The sequence below is a fragment of the Klebsiella sp. CN_Kp113 genome (assembly GCF_040064585.1).
Lineage (GTDB): Bacteria > Pseudomonadota > Gammaproteobacteria > Enterobacterales > Enterobacteriaceae > Klebsiella > Klebsiella michiganensis.
The window spans coordinates 276,868-295,445 of the sequence record NZ_JBEAID010000017.1; the positions used below are offsets into that span (position 1 = coordinate 276,868).

At 54.7% G+C, this 18,578-nt stretch carries 18 protein-coding genes; 11 read left to right on the forward strand and 7 right to left on the reverse strand.

Annotation, left to right across the window (positions count from 1 at the left end):
- Positions 1 to 35: 35 nt before the first annotated feature.
- From tcuB to ybfF, 7 genes are all read right to left on the reverse strand, one after another.
- Positions 36 to 1,175: a tricarballylate utilization 4Fe-4S protein TcuB gene (tcuB, locus tag ABLV30_RS09700; protein ID WP_154924786.1), complete on the reverse strand. Its 1,140-nt coding sequence runs from the start codon at positions 1,173 to 1,175 to the stop codon at positions 36 to 38.
- Complete coding sequence (tcuA, locus tag ABLV30_RS09705; RefSeq protein ID WP_049083030.1) at positions 1,162 to 2,565, reverse strand: FAD-dependent tricarballylate dehydrogenase TcuA; 1,404 nt, start codon at positions 2,563 to 2,565, stop codon at positions 1,162 to 1,164. The genes tcuB and tcuA overlap by 14 nt, the downstream gene beginning before the upstream one ends.
- A gap of 97 nt (positions 2,566 to 2,662) precedes the next feature.
- A complete protein-coding gene (tcuR, locus tag ABLV30_RS09710; RefSeq protein WP_148851328.1) occupies positions 2,663 to 3,589 on the reverse strand; it encodes a tricarballylate utilization LysR family transcriptional regulator TcuR in 927 nt (308 codons plus the stop codon).
- Between the two features lie 129 nt (positions 3,590 to 3,718).
- Complete coding sequence (gene fur, locus ABLV30_RS09715) at positions 3,719 to 4,171, reverse strand: ferric iron uptake transcriptional regulator (protein ID WP_004130476.1); 453 nt, start codon at positions 4,169 to 4,171, stop codon at positions 3,719 to 3,721.
- Positions 4,172 to 4,462: 291 nt separating this feature from the next.
- Entirely contained in the window at positions 4,463 to 4,993 is a 531-nt protein-coding gene (gene fldA / locus ABLV30_RS09720; RefSeq protein ID WP_004100234.1) for a flavodoxin FldA, read from the reverse strand.
- A gap of 149 nt (positions 4,994 to 5,142) precedes the next feature.
- Positions 5,143 to 5,436 (reverse strand): LexA regulated protein, encoded by a 294-nt coding sequence (gene ybfE / locus ABLV30_RS09725; protein ID WP_025106386.1) that lies wholly within the window; start codon positions 5,434 to 5,436, stop codon positions 5,143 to 5,145.
- A 133-nt stretch (positions 5,437 to 5,569) separates the two neighbouring features.
- Positions 5,570 to 6,343 carry an esterase gene (gene ybfF, locus ABLV30_RS09730; protein WP_014837821.1) on the reverse strand — a complete coding sequence of 258 codons (774 nt, stop codon included), beginning with the start codon at positions 6,341 to 6,343 and terminating at the stop codon, positions 5,570 to 5,572.
- Between the two features lie 184 nt (positions 6,344 to 6,527).
- Here ybfF and seqA point away from each other — a divergent pair, with 184 nt between their 5' ends.
- The 11 genes from seqA (at position 6,528) to araD (ending at position 18,356) form a co-directional block, all read left to right on the forward strand.
- Positions 6,528 to 7,076, forward strand: a complete 549-nt coding sequence (gene seqA / locus ABLV30_RS09735; protein WP_049104014.1) for a replication initiation negative regulator SeqA — start codon at positions 6,528 to 6,530, stop codon at positions 7,074 to 7,076.
- 31 nt (positions 7,077 to 7,107) lie between these two features.
- Positions 7,108 to 8,748 (forward strand): phosphoglucomutase (alpha-D-glucose-1,6-bisphosphate-dependent), encoded by a 1,641-nt coding sequence (gene pgm / locus ABLV30_RS09740; RefSeq protein WP_014228422.1) that lies wholly within the window; start codon positions 7,108 to 7,110, stop codon positions 8,746 to 8,748.
- A 57-nt stretch (positions 8,749 to 8,805) separates the two neighbouring features.
- Positions 8,806 to 9,225, forward strand: a complete 420-nt coding sequence (locus ABLV30_RS09745; RefSeq protein ID WP_219558079.1) for an arginine:ornithine antiporter — start codon at positions 8,806 to 8,808, stop codon at positions 9,223 to 9,225.
- 322 nt (positions 9,226 to 9,547) lie between these two features.
- Positions 9,548 to 10,345, forward strand: a complete 798-nt coding sequence (locus tag ABLV30_RS09750; protein ID WP_057173517.1) for a DeoR/GlpR family DNA-binding transcription regulator — start codon at positions 9,548 to 9,550, stop codon at positions 10,343 to 10,345.
- 116 nt (positions 10,346 to 10,461) lie between these two features.
- Positions 10,462 to 11,535, forward strand: a complete 1,074-nt coding sequence (locus tag ABLV30_RS09755) for an erythritol/L-threitol dehydrogenase (protein WP_004848867.1) — start codon at positions 10,462 to 10,464, stop codon at positions 11,533 to 11,535.
- A gap of 280 nt (positions 11,536 to 11,815) precedes the next feature.
- Complete coding sequence (locus ABLV30_RS09760; RefSeq protein WP_014228426.1) at positions 11,816 to 12,682, forward strand: ABC transporter substrate-binding protein; 867 nt, start codon at positions 11,816 to 11,818, stop codon at positions 12,680 to 12,682.
- Between the two features lie 105 nt (positions 12,683 to 12,787).
- On the forward strand, positions 12,788 to 14,272 hold the full coding sequence (locus ABLV30_RS09765; protein ID WP_004848870.1) for a sugar ABC transporter ATP-binding protein: 1,485 nt from the start codon (positions 12,788 to 12,790) through the stop codon (positions 14,270 to 14,272).
- 67 nt (positions 14,273 to 14,339) lie between these two features.
- The gene (locus ABLV30_RS09770; RefSeq protein ID WP_046878552.1) at positions 14,340 to 15,269 is read left to right on the forward strand and encodes an ABC transporter permease; all 930 of its coding nucleotides are present in this window, start codon (positions 14,340 to 14,342) and stop codon (positions 15,267 to 15,269) included.
- Between the two features lie 27 nt (positions 15,270 to 15,296).
- Complete coding sequence (locus tag ABLV30_RS09775) at positions 15,297 to 16,775, forward strand: FGGY-family carbohydrate kinase (protein WP_064375136.1); 1,479 nt, start codon at positions 15,297 to 15,299, stop codon at positions 16,773 to 16,775.
- Positions 16,772 to 17,671: an L-ribulose-5-phosphate 3-epimerase gene (locus ABLV30_RS09780; RefSeq protein WP_025106381.1), complete on the forward strand. Its 900-nt coding sequence runs from the start codon at positions 16,772 to 16,774 to the stop codon at positions 17,669 to 17,671. Before ABLV30_RS09775 ends, ABLV30_RS09780 begins: the two co-directional genes overlap by 4 nt.
- The gene (gene araD, locus ABLV30_RS09785; protein ID WP_224262132.1) at positions 17,661 to 18,356 is read left to right on the forward strand and encodes an L-ribulose-5-phosphate 4-epimerase; all 696 of its coding nucleotides are present in this window, start codon (positions 17,661 to 17,663) and stop codon (positions 18,354 to 18,356) included. Before ABLV30_RS09780 ends, araD begins: the two co-directional genes overlap by 11 nt.
- Positions 18,357 to 18,578 lie beyond the last annotated feature (222 nt).

The window sequence follows — 18,578 nt, forward strand, 5'->3', positions numbered from 1 at the left end:
CTTTATCTTGTTTTTATAGAGGTAAGAGGAGCGGACTAGTCGCCTGCGACTGCCGCCTGTTTTCCGCGTCGTTTCTCAATCGCCCACTTGAGTAACGCCGCACAGCGATAAAATCCGTGGGCGAATTTTCCGTATGGCAGGGTCAAAAACAGCGCCATCACCACGCCGAGGTGAATGGCAAGCAGAATGCCCATCCACGAGGTGTCTCGTCCCGCCAGCAGGGCGAGGCCGGTGAAGCTGGTCAGCAGCAGCAGCAGAATAAAGCCGCGATCCATCGGTTTTTGCCGCGGGTCGCCGTGCAGCGGCGAGCGGCGCAGGTTCAGCCATAGCAAACCCGCCGGGCCCACCAGCAGGCCGATGCCGCCGAGCGTGCCCAGCACAACCGGTACGCTGAAGAACGGGTAGGGGGCCTCCCAGCCGGCGATATAGTGATAACCCGTGGCTACCACTGTGGCGGCGAAACAGAGCAGAAACCCGTAGAAGGTAAAGTGATGGAAACGGCGGCGCAGCAGGGTAAACGCGTCATCGGCCTCGTTGCAGCCCTTACCGTGCCCGCCGTCGAGATACTTCAGCGTGAGCGCATTATGCGAGGCTTTAGCGATGTCGATGGCCTGAGGCTGACCCGGCGAGATCTCGCGCCAGAAGCGGATCACCCCGGCCATCAGTAACCCCATGGCCAGTATGAAGACCGTGCCAAACATCCACGCCAGCAGGTTATGGGGAAAAATCTGGTAGAAATCGCCGGCCAGCGGTGGATGAAGCAGGGAGCCTTTGAGCCCCATCGCCAGCAGCAGAAAGAGGATCAGCCCGCCGACCAGCGCCAGTACCGTGGTTACGCCGGCCCGACGATACAGGCTGCCGAAAGCCGCGGGCTGAGCATAGTGTTGATAGGTCTCCAGGCGCACTTCCGCCATCGCCTTCGGGACATTAATGGCAAACTCGTGCGGCGGCGCGTACTGGCAGGCATGCAGGCAGGCGCCGCAGTTATGGCACAGGTTGGCCAGGTAGTTTATATCCGCTTTGCCAAAAGCCAGGCGCTGGGTCATGGCCGGAAACACGGCGCAAAACCCTTCGCAATAGCGACAGGCGTTACAGACCTGCATCACCCGTTCAACTTCCGCTTCCGACTCGGTGATGATTTGCGCGTCAATGATCAGCATTTCAAGCGATTTCATGGTGTGTCTCCTGCTGTGCCGCGCGGGCGGCCTGCTGGCCGGCAATGCGGCCGAACGTCGTACCGATGGACATGCCCACGCCGGCGGTATACCCCTTGCCCAGCACGTTGCCGGCCATCATTTCGCCGGCGACGAACAGGTTGCGGCTCGGCTTGCCCGCAAAATGGACGGCGGCGCGTTCATTAACATACAGCCCAAGGTAGGTAAAGGTGATCCCCGGCCGTAGGGCATAGCCGTAGTAGGGCGGGGTATCGATGGGCCGCGCCCAGTGGGTTTTCGGCGGCGTCAGGCCGGATGTCGCGCAGTTATCAAGCCGGGTATGATCGAACTGGCCCGGCGTACAGGCGGCATTGTAGCGGGCGATGGTTTGCGCCAGGCGTTCCGCGTCCAGCCCCAGCTGGCGAGCCAGCTCTTCAATGGTATTGGCCCGGGCGCCGGGGAAAACGGGCGGCATAAAGTGGCCGATCGCTTTGCTGTCGATGATCGAGTAGCCGATTTGCCCCGGCTGGTGGGCGACCAGCCTGCCCCAGATGGCATAGCGTTTGGGCCAGAAATCTTCCCCTTCATCATAAAAGCGCCCGGCATCGCGGTTGACGACCACCCCCAGCGACACGCAGTCCACGCGCGTGCAGATCCCGCCATCGTAGAGCGGCGCCCTGGCGTCAATGGCGACGCAGTGGGATTGCGAGGGGTCGCCAATAATGTCAGCCCCGGCGTCAATCATAAACTTGAGCAGCACGCCCTGATTGAAGCGGGTGCCGCGGATGAGAAAGTTATCGGCTGGCCATTCACCGCGCTCGTTCTGTCCCCATGCTTCACGCAGCCACTCGCGGTTAGATTCAAATCCGCCGGCGGCGAGGACGCAGGTTTTGGCGACGATCCTCTCTTCGCCCGCCAGCGCGGCGACGAATTCGCCGTTATCTAATTCGAGCGCCTGTACCGGCGTGTTGTAGCGGATCTTTACGCCCATCTGCTCCGCGCTGCGGTAATAGGCATTTATAAGAGCCTTGCCGCCGCCCATAAAAAAGGCGTTGGTGCGGGCCACGTGCAGGGCGCCGGAGAGCGGCGGCTGAAAGTTAACCCCGTGCTGGCGCATCCAGTCCCGGCACTGCGATGAGGTGCGGATCACCAGGCGCGCCAGCGCTTCGTTGGTGTTGCCCTCGGTGACGCGCAGCAGGTCCTGCCAGTACTCTTCTTCCGGATAGCTGTCGACCAAAACATCCTGCGGAGCATCGTGCATACAGCGAAGATTCCGCGTGTGCTGAGAGTTGCCGCCTCGCCATTCCCGCGGCGCGGCCTCCAGCAGCAGCACGGACGCACCAGCTTCCCGGGCGGTTAAGGCGGCGCATAGCGCGGCATTGCCGCCGCCAATGACCAGTACATCCACCATTTATGGCTCCATTACGCTTTGCTTGATTGTTAAATTTGTAATGGAAATGTATGCGTTACGGCCGGCTGGACGCTATGGCGTATTGCTAAAGGGGGGTTTAGTTTGCGTAAAGGCTGGCGCCGGGCCAGCGACCCGACTCAACCAGCTGACGCATGACTTTCGCCAGTATTACGCGGGCCGCAAGGCCTGCCGGAGTCAGCTCATCATCGGAAAGGCTGACGAGAAAATTAGGTCGACTGAGTATCGGATTGTCGACGCCGATCACTCTCAGGGACTCGCTGTCGAGATGGGAAATTGCCGCCCCCGGCTGCAAAGTGGCGCCGAGCCCGTCGCGGACGGCGCGCATCAGCAGGGCCAGGCCGTCGATTTCAGCCACCACATTGACGCTCAGGGCATGCTCCTGGCAGATCGCTTCCAGCCTGCCGCGCAGTCCATGCCCCAGGCTTGGCATAATCAGCGGGATAGCGGCCAGCTGGCCAGGCGAGATGCTCGCTTCGGGAAGGGGGGACAGGACGTCATGGGTGCCAATCAGAAACAGACGCTCTTCAAGGATGGGCCTGGCGCTCCAGCGCACAAGCTTCTCCTTCTGGAACACGATAGCTAAGTCAAGCTGGCGGGTGTTGATCATGCGTTCCAGGTTACCGGAGAGGCTCTCGACCAAATGCAGGCGGACGTCGGCATAGCTTTCGCGCATCGCGTGAATAAAAGGCACCCCGAGAACGGAGGCGGTGCTGGGGGCCATACCGACGCTGACGTGGCCGGAAAGGCGCGCCTCGCGCGCGGCGAGAACCGCATCATCGGCGTGACGCAGCGCGAGCTGCGCCTGGGAGTAGAAGGCGAGGCCGGCGCTGGTCGGCATGACGCCGCGAGACGTCCGCTGCAGCAGACGGATGGCGAGTTCATTCTCCAGGCGCGCCATCTGTTGGCTAAGCGCGGAGACGCCGATATCCAGGTCAAGCGCGGCGCGGCCCATACTGCCGGTTTCAATAATGCGCACAAAATAGCGTAGCTGGCGAAGCTCCATGTCGACTCTCCGTACACGTCAGGATGCACTGACAGTAAACGTATTGCAGCGCGAGAGAAAGAGGCGGCAGATTCCGGGCAAAAAAAAGCCAACCTTCAGGCTGGCTTTGGGCGGTATACGATGCGGTGATTATTTTTCTGCCGCGTCGTGGGCATGTTCATCTTCGCGGCAGTCGCCTTCTGCGCAGTGGCCGTACAGGTACAGGCTGTGGTTAGTCAGGCGAATACCGTGCCTTGCGGCAATTTCACGCTGGCGCGCTTCAATGGAATCATCGCTAAATTCGATCACTTTGCCGCAGTCGAGGCAAATCAGGTGATCGTGATGATGCTGCTGCGTCAGTTCAAAAACGGATTTACCGCCTTCGAAATTATGACGGGTGACGATGCCGGCGTCGTCGAACTGGTTCAGTACGCGGTAGACGGTGGCCAGGCCAATCTCTTCACCCATATCAATCAGGCGTTTGTATAAGTCTTCCGCACTGACATGATGGTTATCCGGTCCTTGCAGCACTTCCAGGATTTTTAATCTCGGAAGCGTCACTTTCAGGCCAGCTTTCTTTAATGCGGTATTGTTGTCAGTCATGCGGAATCTGTCCTGTTGCTAAACGATCTACTTCCATCAGCGGAAGTAATACAGAGAATCACCCGATGTAATGCGTCTCATTATAGAACTGCCATGGTGAAATGAAAACTGCAAGCATCGGGCCTTGTATGCTGTCAAAAACGAGGCACTCGCTACAAAGTGCTTCACGCGACCCCGTTAAATCAGAGGACATTGTACAGATATGTGATTAAAAGTTAAAAACTTGTAGCTATAACTTTGATTGCTTTTATCTATCAATTCGGCGAAACCTGAGGATTACGCCGTTCAGACTCAGGCATTCTTGATTTCTTCGAGGTGCAGCTCTTCAGAAATCTGTTTTACCCATTTTTCCACGCGTTCGTTAGTCAGCTCAGGCTGACGGTCTTCGTCAATGGCCAGGCCAACAAAGTGATCGTCATCGGCCAGGCCTTTAGAGGCTTCAAAATGGTAGCCGGCGGTCGGCCAATGGCCAACGATAGTTGCGCCGCGCGGTTCGATGATATCGCGGATAGTCCCCAGCGCATCACAGAAGTATTCAGCATAGTCCTCCTGATCGCCACAGCCAAACAGAGCCACCAGTTTGCCATTGAAATCGATCTCTTCCAGCGTCGGGAAAAAATCGTCCCAGTCGCACTGGGCTTCGCCGTAGTACCAGGTGGGAATGCCGAGCAGCAGGATATCGTGAGCCTCCAGATCCTCTTTGCTGCTTTTGGCAATGTCGTGAACATCAGCAACGTCTTTACCAAGCTGCTTTTGGATCATTTTTGCAATATTTTCGGTGTTGCCGGTGTCGCTGCCAAAAAAGATGCCGATGATTGCCATGAGTAAAATAACCTCTTGAAACTTAATGATGTGGTAGTGGCGTAATGCCCGCAGATAGGGGCAATGATAGCAGAACTGAGAAGGGCGCGGAAACAGCAATCACGCCCAACTGCACACTCTGCTACACGAAAGCTTATTTTTTGAGGGTTTTAGGCTTTATCCTGGTCGCGCAGGGCTGCCAGCTGGTTCATCAGCATCTCTTCGATGAGATCGCTGCGGTTCATGTTACGGGCTTCGGCCAGCTCATTAAGCGCATCGACAGCATCGGCATTGAGCTTTAGCTCCACGCGCTTCAGACCGCGACTCTTATCGCGTTTAAGCTGATTGCGTTTGTTGATGCGCAGCTGTTCATCGCGCGAAAGCGGATTCGTTTTCGGTCTACCCGGCCGACGCTCAGTTGCGAACAAATCTAATGTCGTACGGTCCGTTTGTTCTTTTGCCATGATTCAGAGTGACTTCGGGGGAAACAAGCTATCGGGCATAGCCGATGCAGACAGCGCGCCATAATACATCAGGCGACGGGCTGCGCCAACGGCCGCGGGCATTAAGCCGCGCGGTCGAGTATATTTTAGGCAGTTACGCGGCGATAGAGGTCAAATAACGACGGATCGCGCGGATAACGGCCTCCGGTTTTTCTGCATGCACCCAGTGCCCGGCGCCGGCGATAACGTGCGCGCGCGCCTGGGGAAACTGAGCTAATAAAGTCTCGCGGTAGGCATCGGTGACGTAGGGGGAGTTGCCGCCCGGAATAAACAGCGCCGGATGCGGCCAGGGCGGAACGGTTTGCCAGCCGACGATATTATCGTACTGCTCCCACAGCACCGGTACGTTAAACCGCCACTGGCCGTCCACGAAAGATTTTAACAGAAACTGAATCACGCCCTCTTCGTTAAGGTGCTGGCGCATGACCGTCGCCGCCTGCTGACGCGTAGCGGCCCCCGCGTCGGTGACGGCATTGATGGCGGCGAAGATTTCATCATGGCGGCGGACGTGATAATCCACCGGGGCGATATCAATGGCGACCAGGCCCGCGATGCGCTCCGGGGCCAGCGCGCTCAGCGCCATCACCGCTTTACCGCCCATTGAGTGACCAATAAAGGTGGCTTTCTCAATCTGTGATTCATTGAGAATATCAAGCAGATCCTGGGCCATCGCGGGATAGGTCATGTCAGGCGAGCGCGGCGAAAGGCCGTGGTTTCGCATGTCGACCTGGATAATATCGCGATCGAGAACCAGATCGCGGGCGAGGATCCCAAGATTATCCAGGCTGCCAAAAAGGCCGTGGACCAGGACGATAGGGGGATTATTGTGCGGATTCTGTGCAGATTGCGCTCGGCTATTTAATTTCATGGCAAAGTTCTTTTTTTCGCTCCGTCGGGTTAGGGTATTATGTTGGACATTCTGCCATCCGGCTGCAAGACCCGGAAGATATCCGAGTTTTACCGCCATCCTGGTTTGACGCTATCCGCGGTTGGGATTTGTCCCTATAATCCCGACAACTTGTATTCAGAAAAAGATATCGCACTGGATTAAGATGAAAACAATTGAAGTTGATGATGAACTCTATAGCTATATTGCCAGCCACACCAAGCATATTGGCGAGAGCGCATCCGACATTTTACGGCGCATGTTGAAGTTTTCCGCCGTTTCCCAGCCTGTCGCACCGGTAGCGAAAGCCGCTCCGGTCCCTGCGCCAACGCCTGTCGCTGAAGTGAAACCCGCTAATCCTCTGAAAGATAAAGTTCGCGCCATGCGTGAGCTGCTGTTATCTGATGAGTACGCCGAACAAAAGCGCGCGGTAAACCGTTTCATGCTGGTTCTGACCACCCTCTACGCCTTAGACAGCAAAGCGTTTGCCGAGGCGACCGAGTCCCTGCACGGGCGCACCCGCGTTTATTTCGCTGAGGATGAACGCACGCTGCAGAAAAACGGTAATCAGACGAAACCTAAGCAGGTACCGGGAACGCCGTGGTGGGTCATTACAAATACCAATACCGGTCGCAAATGCAGCATGATCGAACATATCATGCAGTCAATGCAGTTCCCTGCGGAATTGATCGAAAAGGTTTGCGGTACGATCTAGTTAGTTAACTTTGCACCAGAAGGATCAGGCAATGGCAATCGATAAGCGCGCGGGTCAACCTGCGCAACAGAGTGATTTGATTAACGTCGCCCAACTGACTGCCCAGTACTATGTGCTGAAGCCGGAAGTTGGCAACGCGGAACATGCAGTGAAGTTTGGCACCTCCGGTCACCGCGGCAGCGCGGCGCGCCACAACTTCAACGAGCAGCATATTCTGGCGATTGCTCAGGCAATTGCTGAAGATCGCGCGAAGAACGGGATCACCGGCCCATGCTATGTCGGTAAGGACACTCACGCACTCTCCGAACCGGCTTTCATTTCCGTACTGGAAGTGCTGGCGGCGAACGGCGTTGACGTCATCGTTCAGGAAAACAACGGCTTCACCCCGACGCCGGCGATTTCCAATGCGATTCTGGTGCACAACAAGAAGGGCGGCCCGCTGGCTGACGGTATTGTTATCACGCCGTCCCACAACCCGCCGGAAGACGGTGGTATCAAGTACAACCCGCCTAACGGCGGCCCGGCGGATACCAACGTGACTAAGGTGGTAGAGAATCGCGCCAACGAACTGCTGGCTGCCGGTCTGCAGGGCGTGAAGCGTATTTCTCTTGATGCGGCGCTGGCCTCCGGCCACGTCACAGAGCAGGATCTGGTGCAGCCGTTTATTGAAGGGCTGGCGGATATCGTCGATATGGCGGCGATCCAGAAAGCCGGACTGACGCTGGGCGTCGATCCGCTGGGCGGCTCCGGTATCGAATACTGGAAGCGTATCGCTGAGCATTACAATCTCAACCTGACCATCGTTAACGACCACGTCGATCAGACCTTCCGCTTTATGCACCTCGATAAAGACGGCGCAATCCGCATGGACTGCTCCTCCGAGTGCGCGATGGCGGGCCTGCTGGCGCTGCGCGACAAGTTTGACCTGGCCTTCGCCAATGACCCGGATTACGACCGTCACGGTATCGTCACGCCGGCCGGGTTAATGAACCCGAACCACTACCTGGCGGTGGCGATTAACTACCTGTTCCAGCATCGCCCGCAGTGGGGCAAAGATGTGGCCGTCGGTAAAACCCTGGTCTCCTCGGCGATGATTGACCGCGTAGTCAACGATCTGGGGCGCAAACTGGTGGAAGTACCGGTTGGCTTTAAGTGGTTCGTTGACGGCCTGTTTGACGGCAGCTTCGGCTTCGGCGGCGAAGAGAGCGCGGGAGCGTCGTTCCTGCGCTTTGACGGCACGCCGTGGTCTACCGACAAAGACGGCATCATCATGTGCCTGCTGGCGGCGGAAATCACCGCAGTCACCGGCAAAAACCCGCAGCAGCACTACGACGAACTGGCAGAGCGCTTTGGTGCGCCAAGCTACAACCGTCTGCAGGCTTCCGCGACGTCTGCCCAGAAAGCGGCGCTGTCTAAGCTCTCCCCGGAAATGGTGAGCGCCAGTACCCTGGCAGGCGATCCGATTACCGCGCGTCTGACCGCGGCGCCGGGCAACGGGGCGGCGATTGGCGGTCTGAAGGTGATGACCGACAACGGCTGGTTCGCCGCGCGTCCGTCAGGTACCGAAGATGCCTATAAAATCTACTGCGAAAGCTTCCTCGGCGCTGAACATCGTCAGCAGATTGAGAAGGAAGCGGTAGAGATTGTCAGCGAAGTGTTGAAAAACGCGTAATTGACCGCACGATAAACAGGCCCTTTTCAGGGCCTGTTTTTTTTCGCAGGGATAGCGATGAATCTGGAACGAAAGAAGGTTTTTTGGTTTTGGGGTGGGATGGATCTCTTTTATCTCTTGCAGTTTATTGGCTGGAACATCTACCACCGGCGAGTACCGCTTTACGACGATATCCTCTCATTTTTACCGCTGCTGCAAACCTGGGGCTCCGCGGCCGCCTGGCTGTTTACCCTTCATTTTATTCTGACTATCAGCATTCCCGCGTCGATGATTCTCTTCTGGCACCAGAGCCGCTATGCGCCGTGGCTGGCCTATGCGCAGACGCCGCTGCGTCTGGCCTTTATGCTCCCGTCGCTTTCGCTGGTGGTCTGGCTGGCGCAGGCGGTGGCGTTGAAAAGCGCGGCCTTCTTTATTGCTCTGCTGCTGGTCTCAGAGGCGGCAAAAGTCGTGACACTATGGCGATGCCGCAAGGTTTGACGTTATGTGTTATCCAGACGGCACAGGCCTGGCGGATATTACGCTGACTGAATCGGGCATAAACGGGTATTATTGCTTTGACCGGGTTTGCCCGTTTTAGCGAATATACGGCTAAAGCAAACGAACAATCACGGCTAATTCTGCGATTTTAATCACAAATTTATTCCATCCAAAATGAAAGTTGCCTCATATATATGATCAACTTCAAACTAAAAAAAGCTAAAAACTTGTTTTGATTTTGTATGATTTATGTCACTTACTGATATGGACGATTTTGTTATATTTATGTCATTAAATCCTGAATGCTTTCTTGAGAACGTCTATGTTACAAGTTAAACGTCATTCATTAATTGTGGAATATGTCGTAGAAAAAGGATGCGCCAGAGTTAATGAGCTCTCACAGATATTCGGTGTATCTCCAGAAACCATTCGCCGGGATTTAACCGCGCTGGCGAGAAATAAAAAAATAGTTCGCAGCTTTGGCGGTGCAATGATTTCTGAAAATAATGCATCATTTTTAGCTGCCGATACGCCGACAAATCACGGGAACTTTGTCGATAAAGCCGAGGCCTTTATTAAGCGCACCAAAGAGCAGCCGGAACGTAAGATGCGTATTGCTAAAGGCGCGCTGCAGTTTATTCATGAGCATGAGTGCATTATCATGGATAATAGCAGCTCCTGCTGGTTTTTAGCGCGCCAGCTGCCTGACATCGAGCTGACCGTGATTACCAATTCTTTGAATATTATTCAAACCTTAGCCTGTCGTAAGAAAATAAGAATAGTCAGCGTTGGGGGTGAATATTCTGAGCGCCACGGTGATTTTCACGGTCCGGTCGCCGAGTTCATTATCAACAACTTTAAGGTCAATAAGCTGTTTTTTTCTTGCCAGGGTCTCGACGTCGGGCTGGAAATAAAAGACAGCAATGAAGTCAACGTCCGGCTGAAGCAGGAGATGCTGAAAGTTGCCGATCAAAAAATCCTGATGGTCGATAGCAGTAAGTTTGAACGCTATTCACTCTATAAAATATGCGATCTGGCGGATATTGATGTGTTGATCACTAACGAATTACCAGCTGATACCTATCGCCAGCACCAGGTACATATTGTCGAGACTAAATAGCCGCTCTGCCAGATATTCTACCGGCATTATTATTGAATAGCCCTTGTGCCCGATGGAGGGGTATTGCGCCAGCAATACCATCCCTCTTCATTATTTATCCGAAAAAGAGGTTTACGATGGAACAATTACCTGAAGATATGAAAGCGGTTGTCTGCCATGGTCCCCAGGATTATCGCTTTGAGAAAATTCCCCGCCCGGTCGCCAAAGAAAAGGAAGTGGTCATTAAGGTTGACGGGTGTGGAATCTGCGCCGGCGACTGCAAGGCCCAGGACGGCGCGCCGATGTTCTGGGGCGATAATCCGTGGGTGAAAACGCCGGTGGTGCCCGGCCATGAGTTTTACGGTCGGGTTGCCGAATTAGGCCCGGGCTCCGCTGAAAAATATCAATTAAAAATTGGCGATCGCATCCTGGCTGAACAGATTGTCCCCTGCCATGAGTGCCGTTTCTGTAAAACAGGCAAATACTGGATGTGCGAAACCCATGATATTTACGGTTTCCAGAAGGATGTCGCCGATGGCGGTATGGCTGAATATATGCGTTTTTCCGAACGGGCGATTATTCACAAAATTCCTGAATCATTAAGCGAAGAAGATGCCGCGCTGATCGAACCTATGGCCTGCGCAATCCACACGGTACGCCGCGGAGATATCGAACTGGATGATGTGGTTGTTATCGCCGGCGCCGGGCCGCTGGGGCTGTGTATGGTGCAGGTCGCTCATCTGAAAACGCCGAAGAAACTGGTGGTCATCGACACGATGGACGACCGCCTGGCGCTGGCGAAAGCGTTTGGCGCCGACGTGGTCATCAATGCGGCGCAAGAGGACGCCATCGCTATCGTAAAATCCATGACCGATGGCTACGGCTGCGATGTGTATATCGAAGCGACGGGCGCCCCTATCGGCGTGACCCAGGGTCTGGAGATGATTCGTAAGCTGGGACGCTTCGTTGAGTTCAGCGTGTTTGGTAAAGAAACGACCGCCGACTGGTCGATTATTGGCGACCGTAAAGAGCTGGATATCCGCGGCGCGCATCTGGGGCCTTACAGCTATGAAATCGCCATCGATCTCTTTGCGCGCGGTCTGCTGACCGCCAAAGGCGTGGTGACGCATTTCTATTCTATTGATGAGTGGAAAGCCGCTTTTGAGATGGCTAAATCGCTCGATTCGATTAAGGTCGTCATTAAGCCATAAATTTTTTAACTAGTTAAGTTCGCCATTTTTAATTATTACGCAAATGACCGCTGATGGCTGTTCATTAAATACTGGATTTCAATCATGGGGATAACTGAGATCAATATCAGTGGCTTCTGGCTATCTGCCTGCGGCGTATTTATTGCTCAGTATATCAGGCAGCATCCGTACCATGAAAACGCTGATAAATAAATTTTATTTCTCAGCGCATTACTCAATAAGGAGATAGTGAATGCCTGTAAAATTTAAGACTAAAGCAATACTCTCAGGACTTCTTGCGATGAGCATGGTTGCCTGCGTTAATGCTAAACCTTTGACTATCGGTATGTCGTTCCAGGAATTGAATAACGAATATTTCGTCACCATGAAAGAGTCGCTTGAGCAGTCGGCAAAAGATATTAACGCCACCGTCTATACCGCGGATGCGGCGCATGATGTCTCCAAGCAGATTAGTGACGTTGAGGATATGCTGCAAAAGAAAATAGATATTTTGCTGATTAACCCGGCTGATAGCGTCGGTGCGGAAACCGCCGTGCTGGCCGCTAAAAAAGCCGGCGTGGTGGTGGTGGCGATAGATGCTCAGGCTAATGGCCCGATAGATTCTTTTGTCGGCTCAAAAAACTATGATGCGGGCTTTATTGCCGGGGAACACTTAGCCAAAGCGCTGGGTGATAAAGGCAACGTAGCGATTCTCGACGGGATTCCGGTGGTACCTATTCTGGAGCGCGTGCGCGGCTTTGAAGATGCCATGAAAAAGCATCCCAATATTAAAGTGATTACCAAACTGAATGGTAAACAAGAGCGCGATACCTCCATGAGCGTGACGGAAAATATGCTGCAATCCAACCCGACGCTCAACGGTATTTTTAGCGTGAATGATGTTGGCTCACTCGGCGCTCTGGCGGCGATTCAGGCATCAGGACGCGATGTGAAGCTAGTGAGCGTTGATGGTTCCCCGGAAGCGGTCGCTGAAATTGCTAAAGGTAATACGCCGTTTATTGCCACCGCCGCTCAGTTCCCGCGCGATCAGCTGCGTATTGGTTTAGGTATTGCCCTGGCCAAACATTGGGGGGCGAATATTCCTAAAGAGATCCCTGTTGATGTGAAGCTTATCGATAAAACCAACGCCAAAGATTTCCACTGGTAATCGCATTATTACGCCACAGCGGCTCTCGCTTATTCAGGTGAGCCGTGCCGGATTCTTCTTAAAGTATGGCTCGCTATTTTATCGAGCCATTATGGAGCGATGTTTATGCCCAGCTTACTGGAAGTCAAAAACGTCAGTAAAAGCTTCCCCGGGGTCAAGGCGCTGGATAATGTCAATATCACCCTTGGCCGAGGGGAGGTGCATGCTTTATTAGGTGAAAACGGCGCGGGTAAATCGACGTTAATGAAAATCCTTTGCGGGATATATCAACCTGACGCTGGTAATATTTTTATTGACGGTAAGCAGCAGCATTTTCATAACTATCGTGACGCGATTGCCTGCGGCGTAGGGATTATCTTTCAGGAGTTTTCTCTTATTCCCTATCTGAACGCTTATGAGAATATTTTCCTTAATCGCGAAAAGGTAAATCGTTTTGGCCTGCTAGATCGTAAAGCGATGCGCCGCGAGGCGTTACGCATTTTTAAAGATCTTGGCGTGACCCTCGATCCCGATGAGCAAATTTGCCATCTCAGCGTCGCCGAACAGCAGTTTGTGGAAATTGCCAAAGCGCTGTCGCTGGATGCGCGAATTCTCATTCTGGATGAACCCACCGCGACCTTAACCCCGAGCGAGGCGGAGCATCTTTTCCGCGTGATGCGCGATTTAAAGGCCAAAGGCGTCGGGATGTTCTTTATCTCACACCATCTTGAGGAGATATATGAGATCTGCGACAGCCTGAGCATTCTCCGCGACGGCAAATATATCGGGTCGGCAAAGGTCGACAATATCGATATCGCCGAGATGATCCAGATGATGGTCGGCCGTGAGGTGGAGAATATCTATCCCGAGCGGCGGACGCTGGCGCATGATGAGATACTGCTGGAGGCCGAAATTCAGCTTACCGAGAGTAGCCAGCTCAATCGACTGACGCTGCGCAAAGGGGAGATCCTGGGCCTCGCCGGGCTGGTGGGGTCGGGGCGTTCCGAAGCGATCCTGGCCCTGACCGGCGCGGATAAATGCTTCAAAAAGCGCGTCCGCCTGGCCGGAAAAGAGGTGACGATAAAATCCACCGACCGGGCTCTGCGTTTGGGCATTGGTCTGTTGCCGGAAAGCCGCAAAACGCAGGGACTGGTGCTGCCTTTTTCGGTCAAAGATAATATCTGGCTTAACAAACACGCCTGCCAGTTCTCGCTTATCCGCGATAACGAAGAGCGCCTGACCGCCGAGCGTTTAATTAATCACGTTGGCGTGAAAACGCCGGATGCCGGGACCGCGGTGGGGACGTTGAGCGGCGGTAACCAGCAGAAAGTCGTTATTTCCCGTTGGTTAAATCATGATGTCAATATTCTTATTTTTGACGAACCGACTCGCGGTATTGATGTCGGAGCGAAATCAGAAATCTATCAGATTATGCGCGACCTCACCGCCCAGGGTATTTCAATAATTATGATTTCATCTGAGCTACCAGAGGTGATTGGCGTTAGCGACCGGGTAATGGTTTTTCGCGACGGTAATATTGTTGCCGAACTCGAGAACGACCAAATCAATTCCACTGTGATTATGCTGCACGCTGCCGGTAATATTATTTAGGGAGTATTAAATGAGTAATGAAAACGTGTCATTAGCGCCCGCCGCATCTCCTGATAAAAATAAAAAGATGCTCCATGGTTTATTAAAAATGCCCGCGTTCCTGCCGTTTGTTGGTCTGGTACTCCTGTTCTCCTGTATGGCTATTTTTAATGACTACTTTTTAACGGTCGATAACTTATCGACCGTCGCCCGTCAGGTCTCGATTAATGCCATCATTGCCATCGGGATGACCTTTGCCATCCTGACCGGCGGGATCGACCTCTCCGTCGGCGCGGTCATGGCCCTGGCCGGTACCCTGATGGCGGGATTAATGAAGTACTATGGTTTAGATCCGTGGTTAGCCATTCTTATCGGTCTGTGCTCCGGCGTCGCCTTTGGCGCGCTGAACGGCTTTTTAACCGCCTACGGTAAAATGCCGCCGATTATCGTGACCCTCGGGGCAATGATTATTGCGAAGGGGCTGGCGCTGATCTATACCGGCGGCTACCCCATCTCCGGCTTACCGGATTCATTCGCTTTTTGGGGCCGTGAATATCTGTTCGGTATTCAGGTGCCTATTATTCTGATGGTGGTTTTATATCTCATCTTTTATATCGTCCTGAATCATATGCCGTTTGGTCGCTATGTTTATTCCCTCGGCGGTAATGAAGAAGCGGCGCGCCTGAGCGGTCTGCGGGTGAAATATTATAAATTGCTGGTTTACGTGATCAGCGGTTTTACCGCCAGTTTTGCCGGTCTTATTTTCACCTCGCGGGTGATGAGCGGCCAGCCGAATGCCGGCGTCGGATTTGAACTGGATGCCATTGCCGCCGTGGTGCTCGGCGGGGCATCCATTGCCGGCGGCCGCGGAATGATTATCGGCACCCTGATTGGCGCCATGATGCTCGGCGTACTGAATAATGGTTTAAACCTTCTGGGGATCTCACCTTACGTTCAGTACGTGGTGAAAGGGCTTATTATTTGGGGCGCCACCTTTATTAGCTCAGCCAGACGTTAACTTATTTTAAATATGAGGCGAAGGAATATGAATTTTATCGGGGTTGATATCGGTGGTACGGTCACCAAAGCCGGTATATATAATGAGTTAGGGCAAGAGATTCACGTGGCGTCGCAATATGCGCAGGTATTATCCGAACAGCCGGGCTTTACCGAGCGGAACATGCATGAGCTATGGGACACCGTTTGCAGCGTGATAAAAAAAGCGCTGTATGAAAGCCAGGTGCCGCCGCTAAGCATCGGCGGGATCGGTTTCTCCTCGCACGGCAAAGGGCTCTACGCGATTGACAAAAAAGGCGAGCCGGTGCGCAACGGGATTATCTCATCCGATACCCGGGCGCTGGCGTTTGTCAAAAAATGGTATCGCGAAGGTATAGACAAGCTGGCATACCCAAAAGGATTGCAGCAGCTGTGGACCGGACATCCGGTGTCGCTACTGGCGTGGCTGAAAGCGCATGAGCCGGCCAATTACGACAGGATCGACGCCGTTTTAATGGTGCACGACTACGTTCGTTTCCGCCTGACCGGCGAGGCGACGGCGGAGATCACCAATATTTCCGGCAGCAATTTTTATAACCAGTTTACCTCCCGCTATGACCGCGACATGATGGCGCTGTTTGGCATTGAGGAAGTGGCGGATAAAACCGCGTCGGTGGTGAACTCGACGGACTGCGTGGGCCACATTACCCTGCAGGCCTCGCTGGATTGCGGTTTGTGCCCGGGGACGCCGGTTTTCGGCGGCTTTTTCGACGTGGTGGCCTCCGCCGTCTCCTCGGGGATTGACCGGGCGGATACCCTGAGCGCGGTAGCCGGCACCTGGAGTATCGCCACCTCGGTGACGGATAGCATTATTGCCAGCGACTTTCCCTACATCTGGGGGAAATACTGCATTCCGGGCAAATACTTCGTTCACGAGGGCAGCCCCACTTCGGCGAGCAATCTCTCCTGGTTTGTGAAGCAGTTTTTCCCTGACGATGACCGCTGCTACGACCATTTCGAAAGCTGGATCGCGCAAGATACCGACAGCAACCTCATTTTTTTACCCTATTTGTTCGGTTCCAATCTGGCGATGGATCTGCCCGGCGCGCTGGTGGGCCTCGCGGGGCATCATACGAAAAAGGATATTATTGCGGCTATCTATCGCGGCATCGTTTTTTCTCACCTGGTGCATCAGGACCGCATTATTGAACTCAATCGGGATATTCAAAAAATTCGCTTTACCGGCGGGCCGAGCCAGTCGAGAGGCTGGACGCAGATGTACGCCGATGCGGCCAATCTTCCGCTGGAAGTGGTGGATATCGAACAGGCCGGCTGTCGAGCCGCCGCGCTGTGCGCCGCGGCCGGCAGCGGCGCCTACGCTAACTTCAGCGAAGCGATTGCCGCCACGCAGCCCGAGGTGGTCTGCTATCAACCCGACAGCAATCGGCATCAGCAGCTGCGTGAAGGCTACGCCCGTTACTTAGCGGTCGCGCAAAGCCTCTCCAGGGCGACGGGAGCGGCGCAATGAAACCCAGACTTGGCATCTACGAAAAAGCGCTCCCCGCGGCGCTGGACTGGCCGAAACGCTTTGAAATGGCGGCGGGCCTGGCGTTTGATTTTATTGAAATCTCCGTTGACGAAAGCCCCGAGCGCCAGGCCAGGCTGCGCTGGAACCGGGGGCAGCGGCTGGCGTTCGTGGCCGACAAAATTAACAGCGGCATTGATGTGCCGAGCATGTGCCTCTCCGCGCACCGCAGCCATCCTTTTGGTAGCGTCAATCGCGATACCCGGCTTAAGGCGCGGGAACTGATGCTTGATGCGCTGGATTTTGCCAGCCACGTCGGCATTCGCAACATCCAGCTGGCAGGCTATGACGTCTATTACGAATCCTCTTCGGCGCAGACCCGGGAATACTTTATCGAGGGCATCAACTGGGCGGTGGCCGAAGCGGCGAAAGCGCAGGTGATGCTGTCAATGGAGATTATGGATACCGCCTTTATGAGCAATATCTCCCGCTGGCTGGATCTTGAACGGAAGGTTTGCAGCCCGTGGTTTTGCGTCTACCCGGACGTTGGCAACTTAAGCGCCTGGCAAAACGACGTTCCCGAAGAGTTGAGGAAGGGCATTCATAAAATCACCGCCATTCATTTGAAGGATACCCAGCCCGTTTCGCACGCTTCGCTGGGGCAGTTCCGCGATGTGCCATTCGGGACCGGCTGCGTCGATTTTACCGAGATATTTCGTACGCTCTCGGCGCTGAACTATCGCGGCGCCTGGCTGATTGAGATGTGGGCCAAAAATGACGGGCGGGACAGCGAGAGAATCGCCGACGCTAAAGCGTGGCTAACGGATAAATACCAGCAGGCGTTTCTCCCGCCTCAGTATGAAGGCATTGTGAATTCAGGAGTGAAGTATGTTGGATAACCTCAAGCAGGCGGTTCTTGACGCCAATCTGGCGCTGCCGAAATTTCATCTTGTGACCTTTACCTGGGGCAACGTCAGCGGTATCGATCGCGAGGCCGGGCTGGTGGTAATCAAACCCTCCGGCGTGGAATACGCCGTGATGACGGCCGAGGATATGGTGGTGGTGGAGCTGGCGACCGGCAGGGTGGTGGAGGGGCGCTATAAGCCCTCGTCGGATACGCCGACCCATCTGGAGCTGTATAAGGCGTTTAGCGGCGTGGGCGGAATTGTGCACACCCATTCGCGCCACGCGACGATTTGGGCGCAGTCGGGCAGGCCGCTGCTGGCGATGGGCACCACCCACGCCGACTATTTTTATGGGCCGATCCCCTGTACCCGCCCGCTCAGCGATGATGAAATCCGCGGTGATTATGAAACCAATACCGGTCACGTGATTATTGAAACGCTGGGCGCGCAGCATACCGATCCGCTCAGCGTGCCCGCCGCGCTGGTCCACGGCCACGGCCCGTTTGCATGGGGAAAAGATCTGGCGAACGCGGTGCATAATGCGGTGGTGCTGGAGGAGATTGCCTATATGAATATGTGGACCCGTCAGCTGAGCATTGACGAACAGCCGGTCTCTGCGACGCTGCTGGATAAACACTATTTGCGTAAACACGGGGCAGGGGCCTACTACGGACAATAATCGCCTGCCTTCCCCGGATTGCGGCGTAAACGCCTTATCCGGGCTACCGGCCCGCAGTCGACGGTGAACCCGTAGCCCGGTCAGCGCAGCGCCACCGGGATGAAACAGCGTTGATTTATGAGGCCTGGCACATTTCCCGGAGGCGGCGCTTGACGCGCCTGTCCGGGCTACCGCCTGGCAGACGACGGCGGAACTGTAGCCCGGCTAAGCGAAGCGCGAGCC

Bases quoted from the DNA above. Each gene is read 5' to 3' on its own strand.
- ABLV30_RS09755 (WP_004848867.1), top strand. From the start codon at position 10,462: ATGGAACAATTACCTGAAGATATGAAAGCGGTTGTCTGCCATGGTCCC.
- ybfE (WP_025106386.1), bottom strand. From the start codon at position 5,436: ATGGCAAAAGAACAAACGGACCGTACGACATTAGATTTGTTCGCAACT.
- araD (WP_224262132.1), top strand. From the start codon at position 17,661: ATGTTGGATAACCTCAAGCAGGCGGTTCTTGACGCCAATCTGGCGCTG.
- pgm (WP_014228422.1), top strand. From the start codon at position 7,108: ATGGCAATCGATAAGCGCGCGGGTCAACCTGCGCAACAGAGTGATTTG.
- ABLV30_RS09765 (WP_004848870.1), top strand. From the start codon at position 12,788: ATGCCCAGCTTACTGGAAGTCAAAAACGTCAGTAAAAGCTTCCCCGGG.
- ABLV30_RS09750 (WP_057173517.1), top strand. From the start codon at position 9,548: ATGTTACAAGTTAAACGTCATTCATTAATTGTGGAATATGTCGTAGAA.
- ybfF (WP_014837821.1), bottom strand. From the start codon at position 6,343: ATGAAATTAAATAGCCGAGCGCAATCTGCACAGAATCCGCACAATAAT.
- ABLV30_RS09775 (WP_064375136.1), top strand. From the start codon at position 15,297: ATGAATTTTATCGGGGTTGATATCGGTGGTACGGTCACCAAAGCCGGT.
- tcuA (WP_049083030.1), bottom strand. From the start codon at position 2,565: ATGGTGGATGTACTGGTCATTGGCGGCGGCAATGCCGCGCTATGCGCC.
- ABLV30_RS09770 (WP_046878552.1), top strand. From the start codon at position 14,340: ATGCTCCATGGTTTATTAAAAATGCCCGCGTTCCTGCCGTTTGTTGGT.
- ABLV30_RS09760 (WP_014228426.1), top strand. From the start codon at position 11,816: ATGAGCATGGTTGCCTGCGTTAATGCTAAACCTTTGACTATCGGTATG.
- fur (WP_004130476.1), bottom strand. From the start codon at position 4,171: ATGACTGACAACAATACCGCATTAAAGAAAGCTGGCCTGAAAGTGACG.
- ABLV30_RS09745 (WP_219558079.1), top strand. From the start codon at position 8,806: ATGAATCTGGAACGAAAGAAGGTTTTTTGGTTTTGGGGTGGGATGGAT.
- ABLV30_RS09780 (WP_025106381.1), top strand. From the start codon at position 16,772: ATGAAACCCAGACTTGGCATCTACGAAAAAGCGCTCCCCGCGGCGCTG.
- tcuB (WP_154924786.1), bottom strand. From the start codon at position 1,175: ATGAAATCGCTTGAAATGCTGATCATTGACGCGCAAATCATCACCGAG.
- fldA (WP_004100234.1), bottom strand. From the start codon at position 4,993: ATGGCAATCATCGGCATCTTTTTTGGCAGCGACACCGGCAACACCGAA.
- tcuR (WP_148851328.1), bottom strand. From the start codon at position 3,589: ATGGAGCTTCGCCAGCTACGCTATTTTGTGCGCATTATTGAAACCGGC.
- seqA (WP_049104014.1), top strand. From the start codon at position 6,528: ATGAAAACAATTGAAGTTGATGATGAACTCTATAGCTATATTGCCAGC.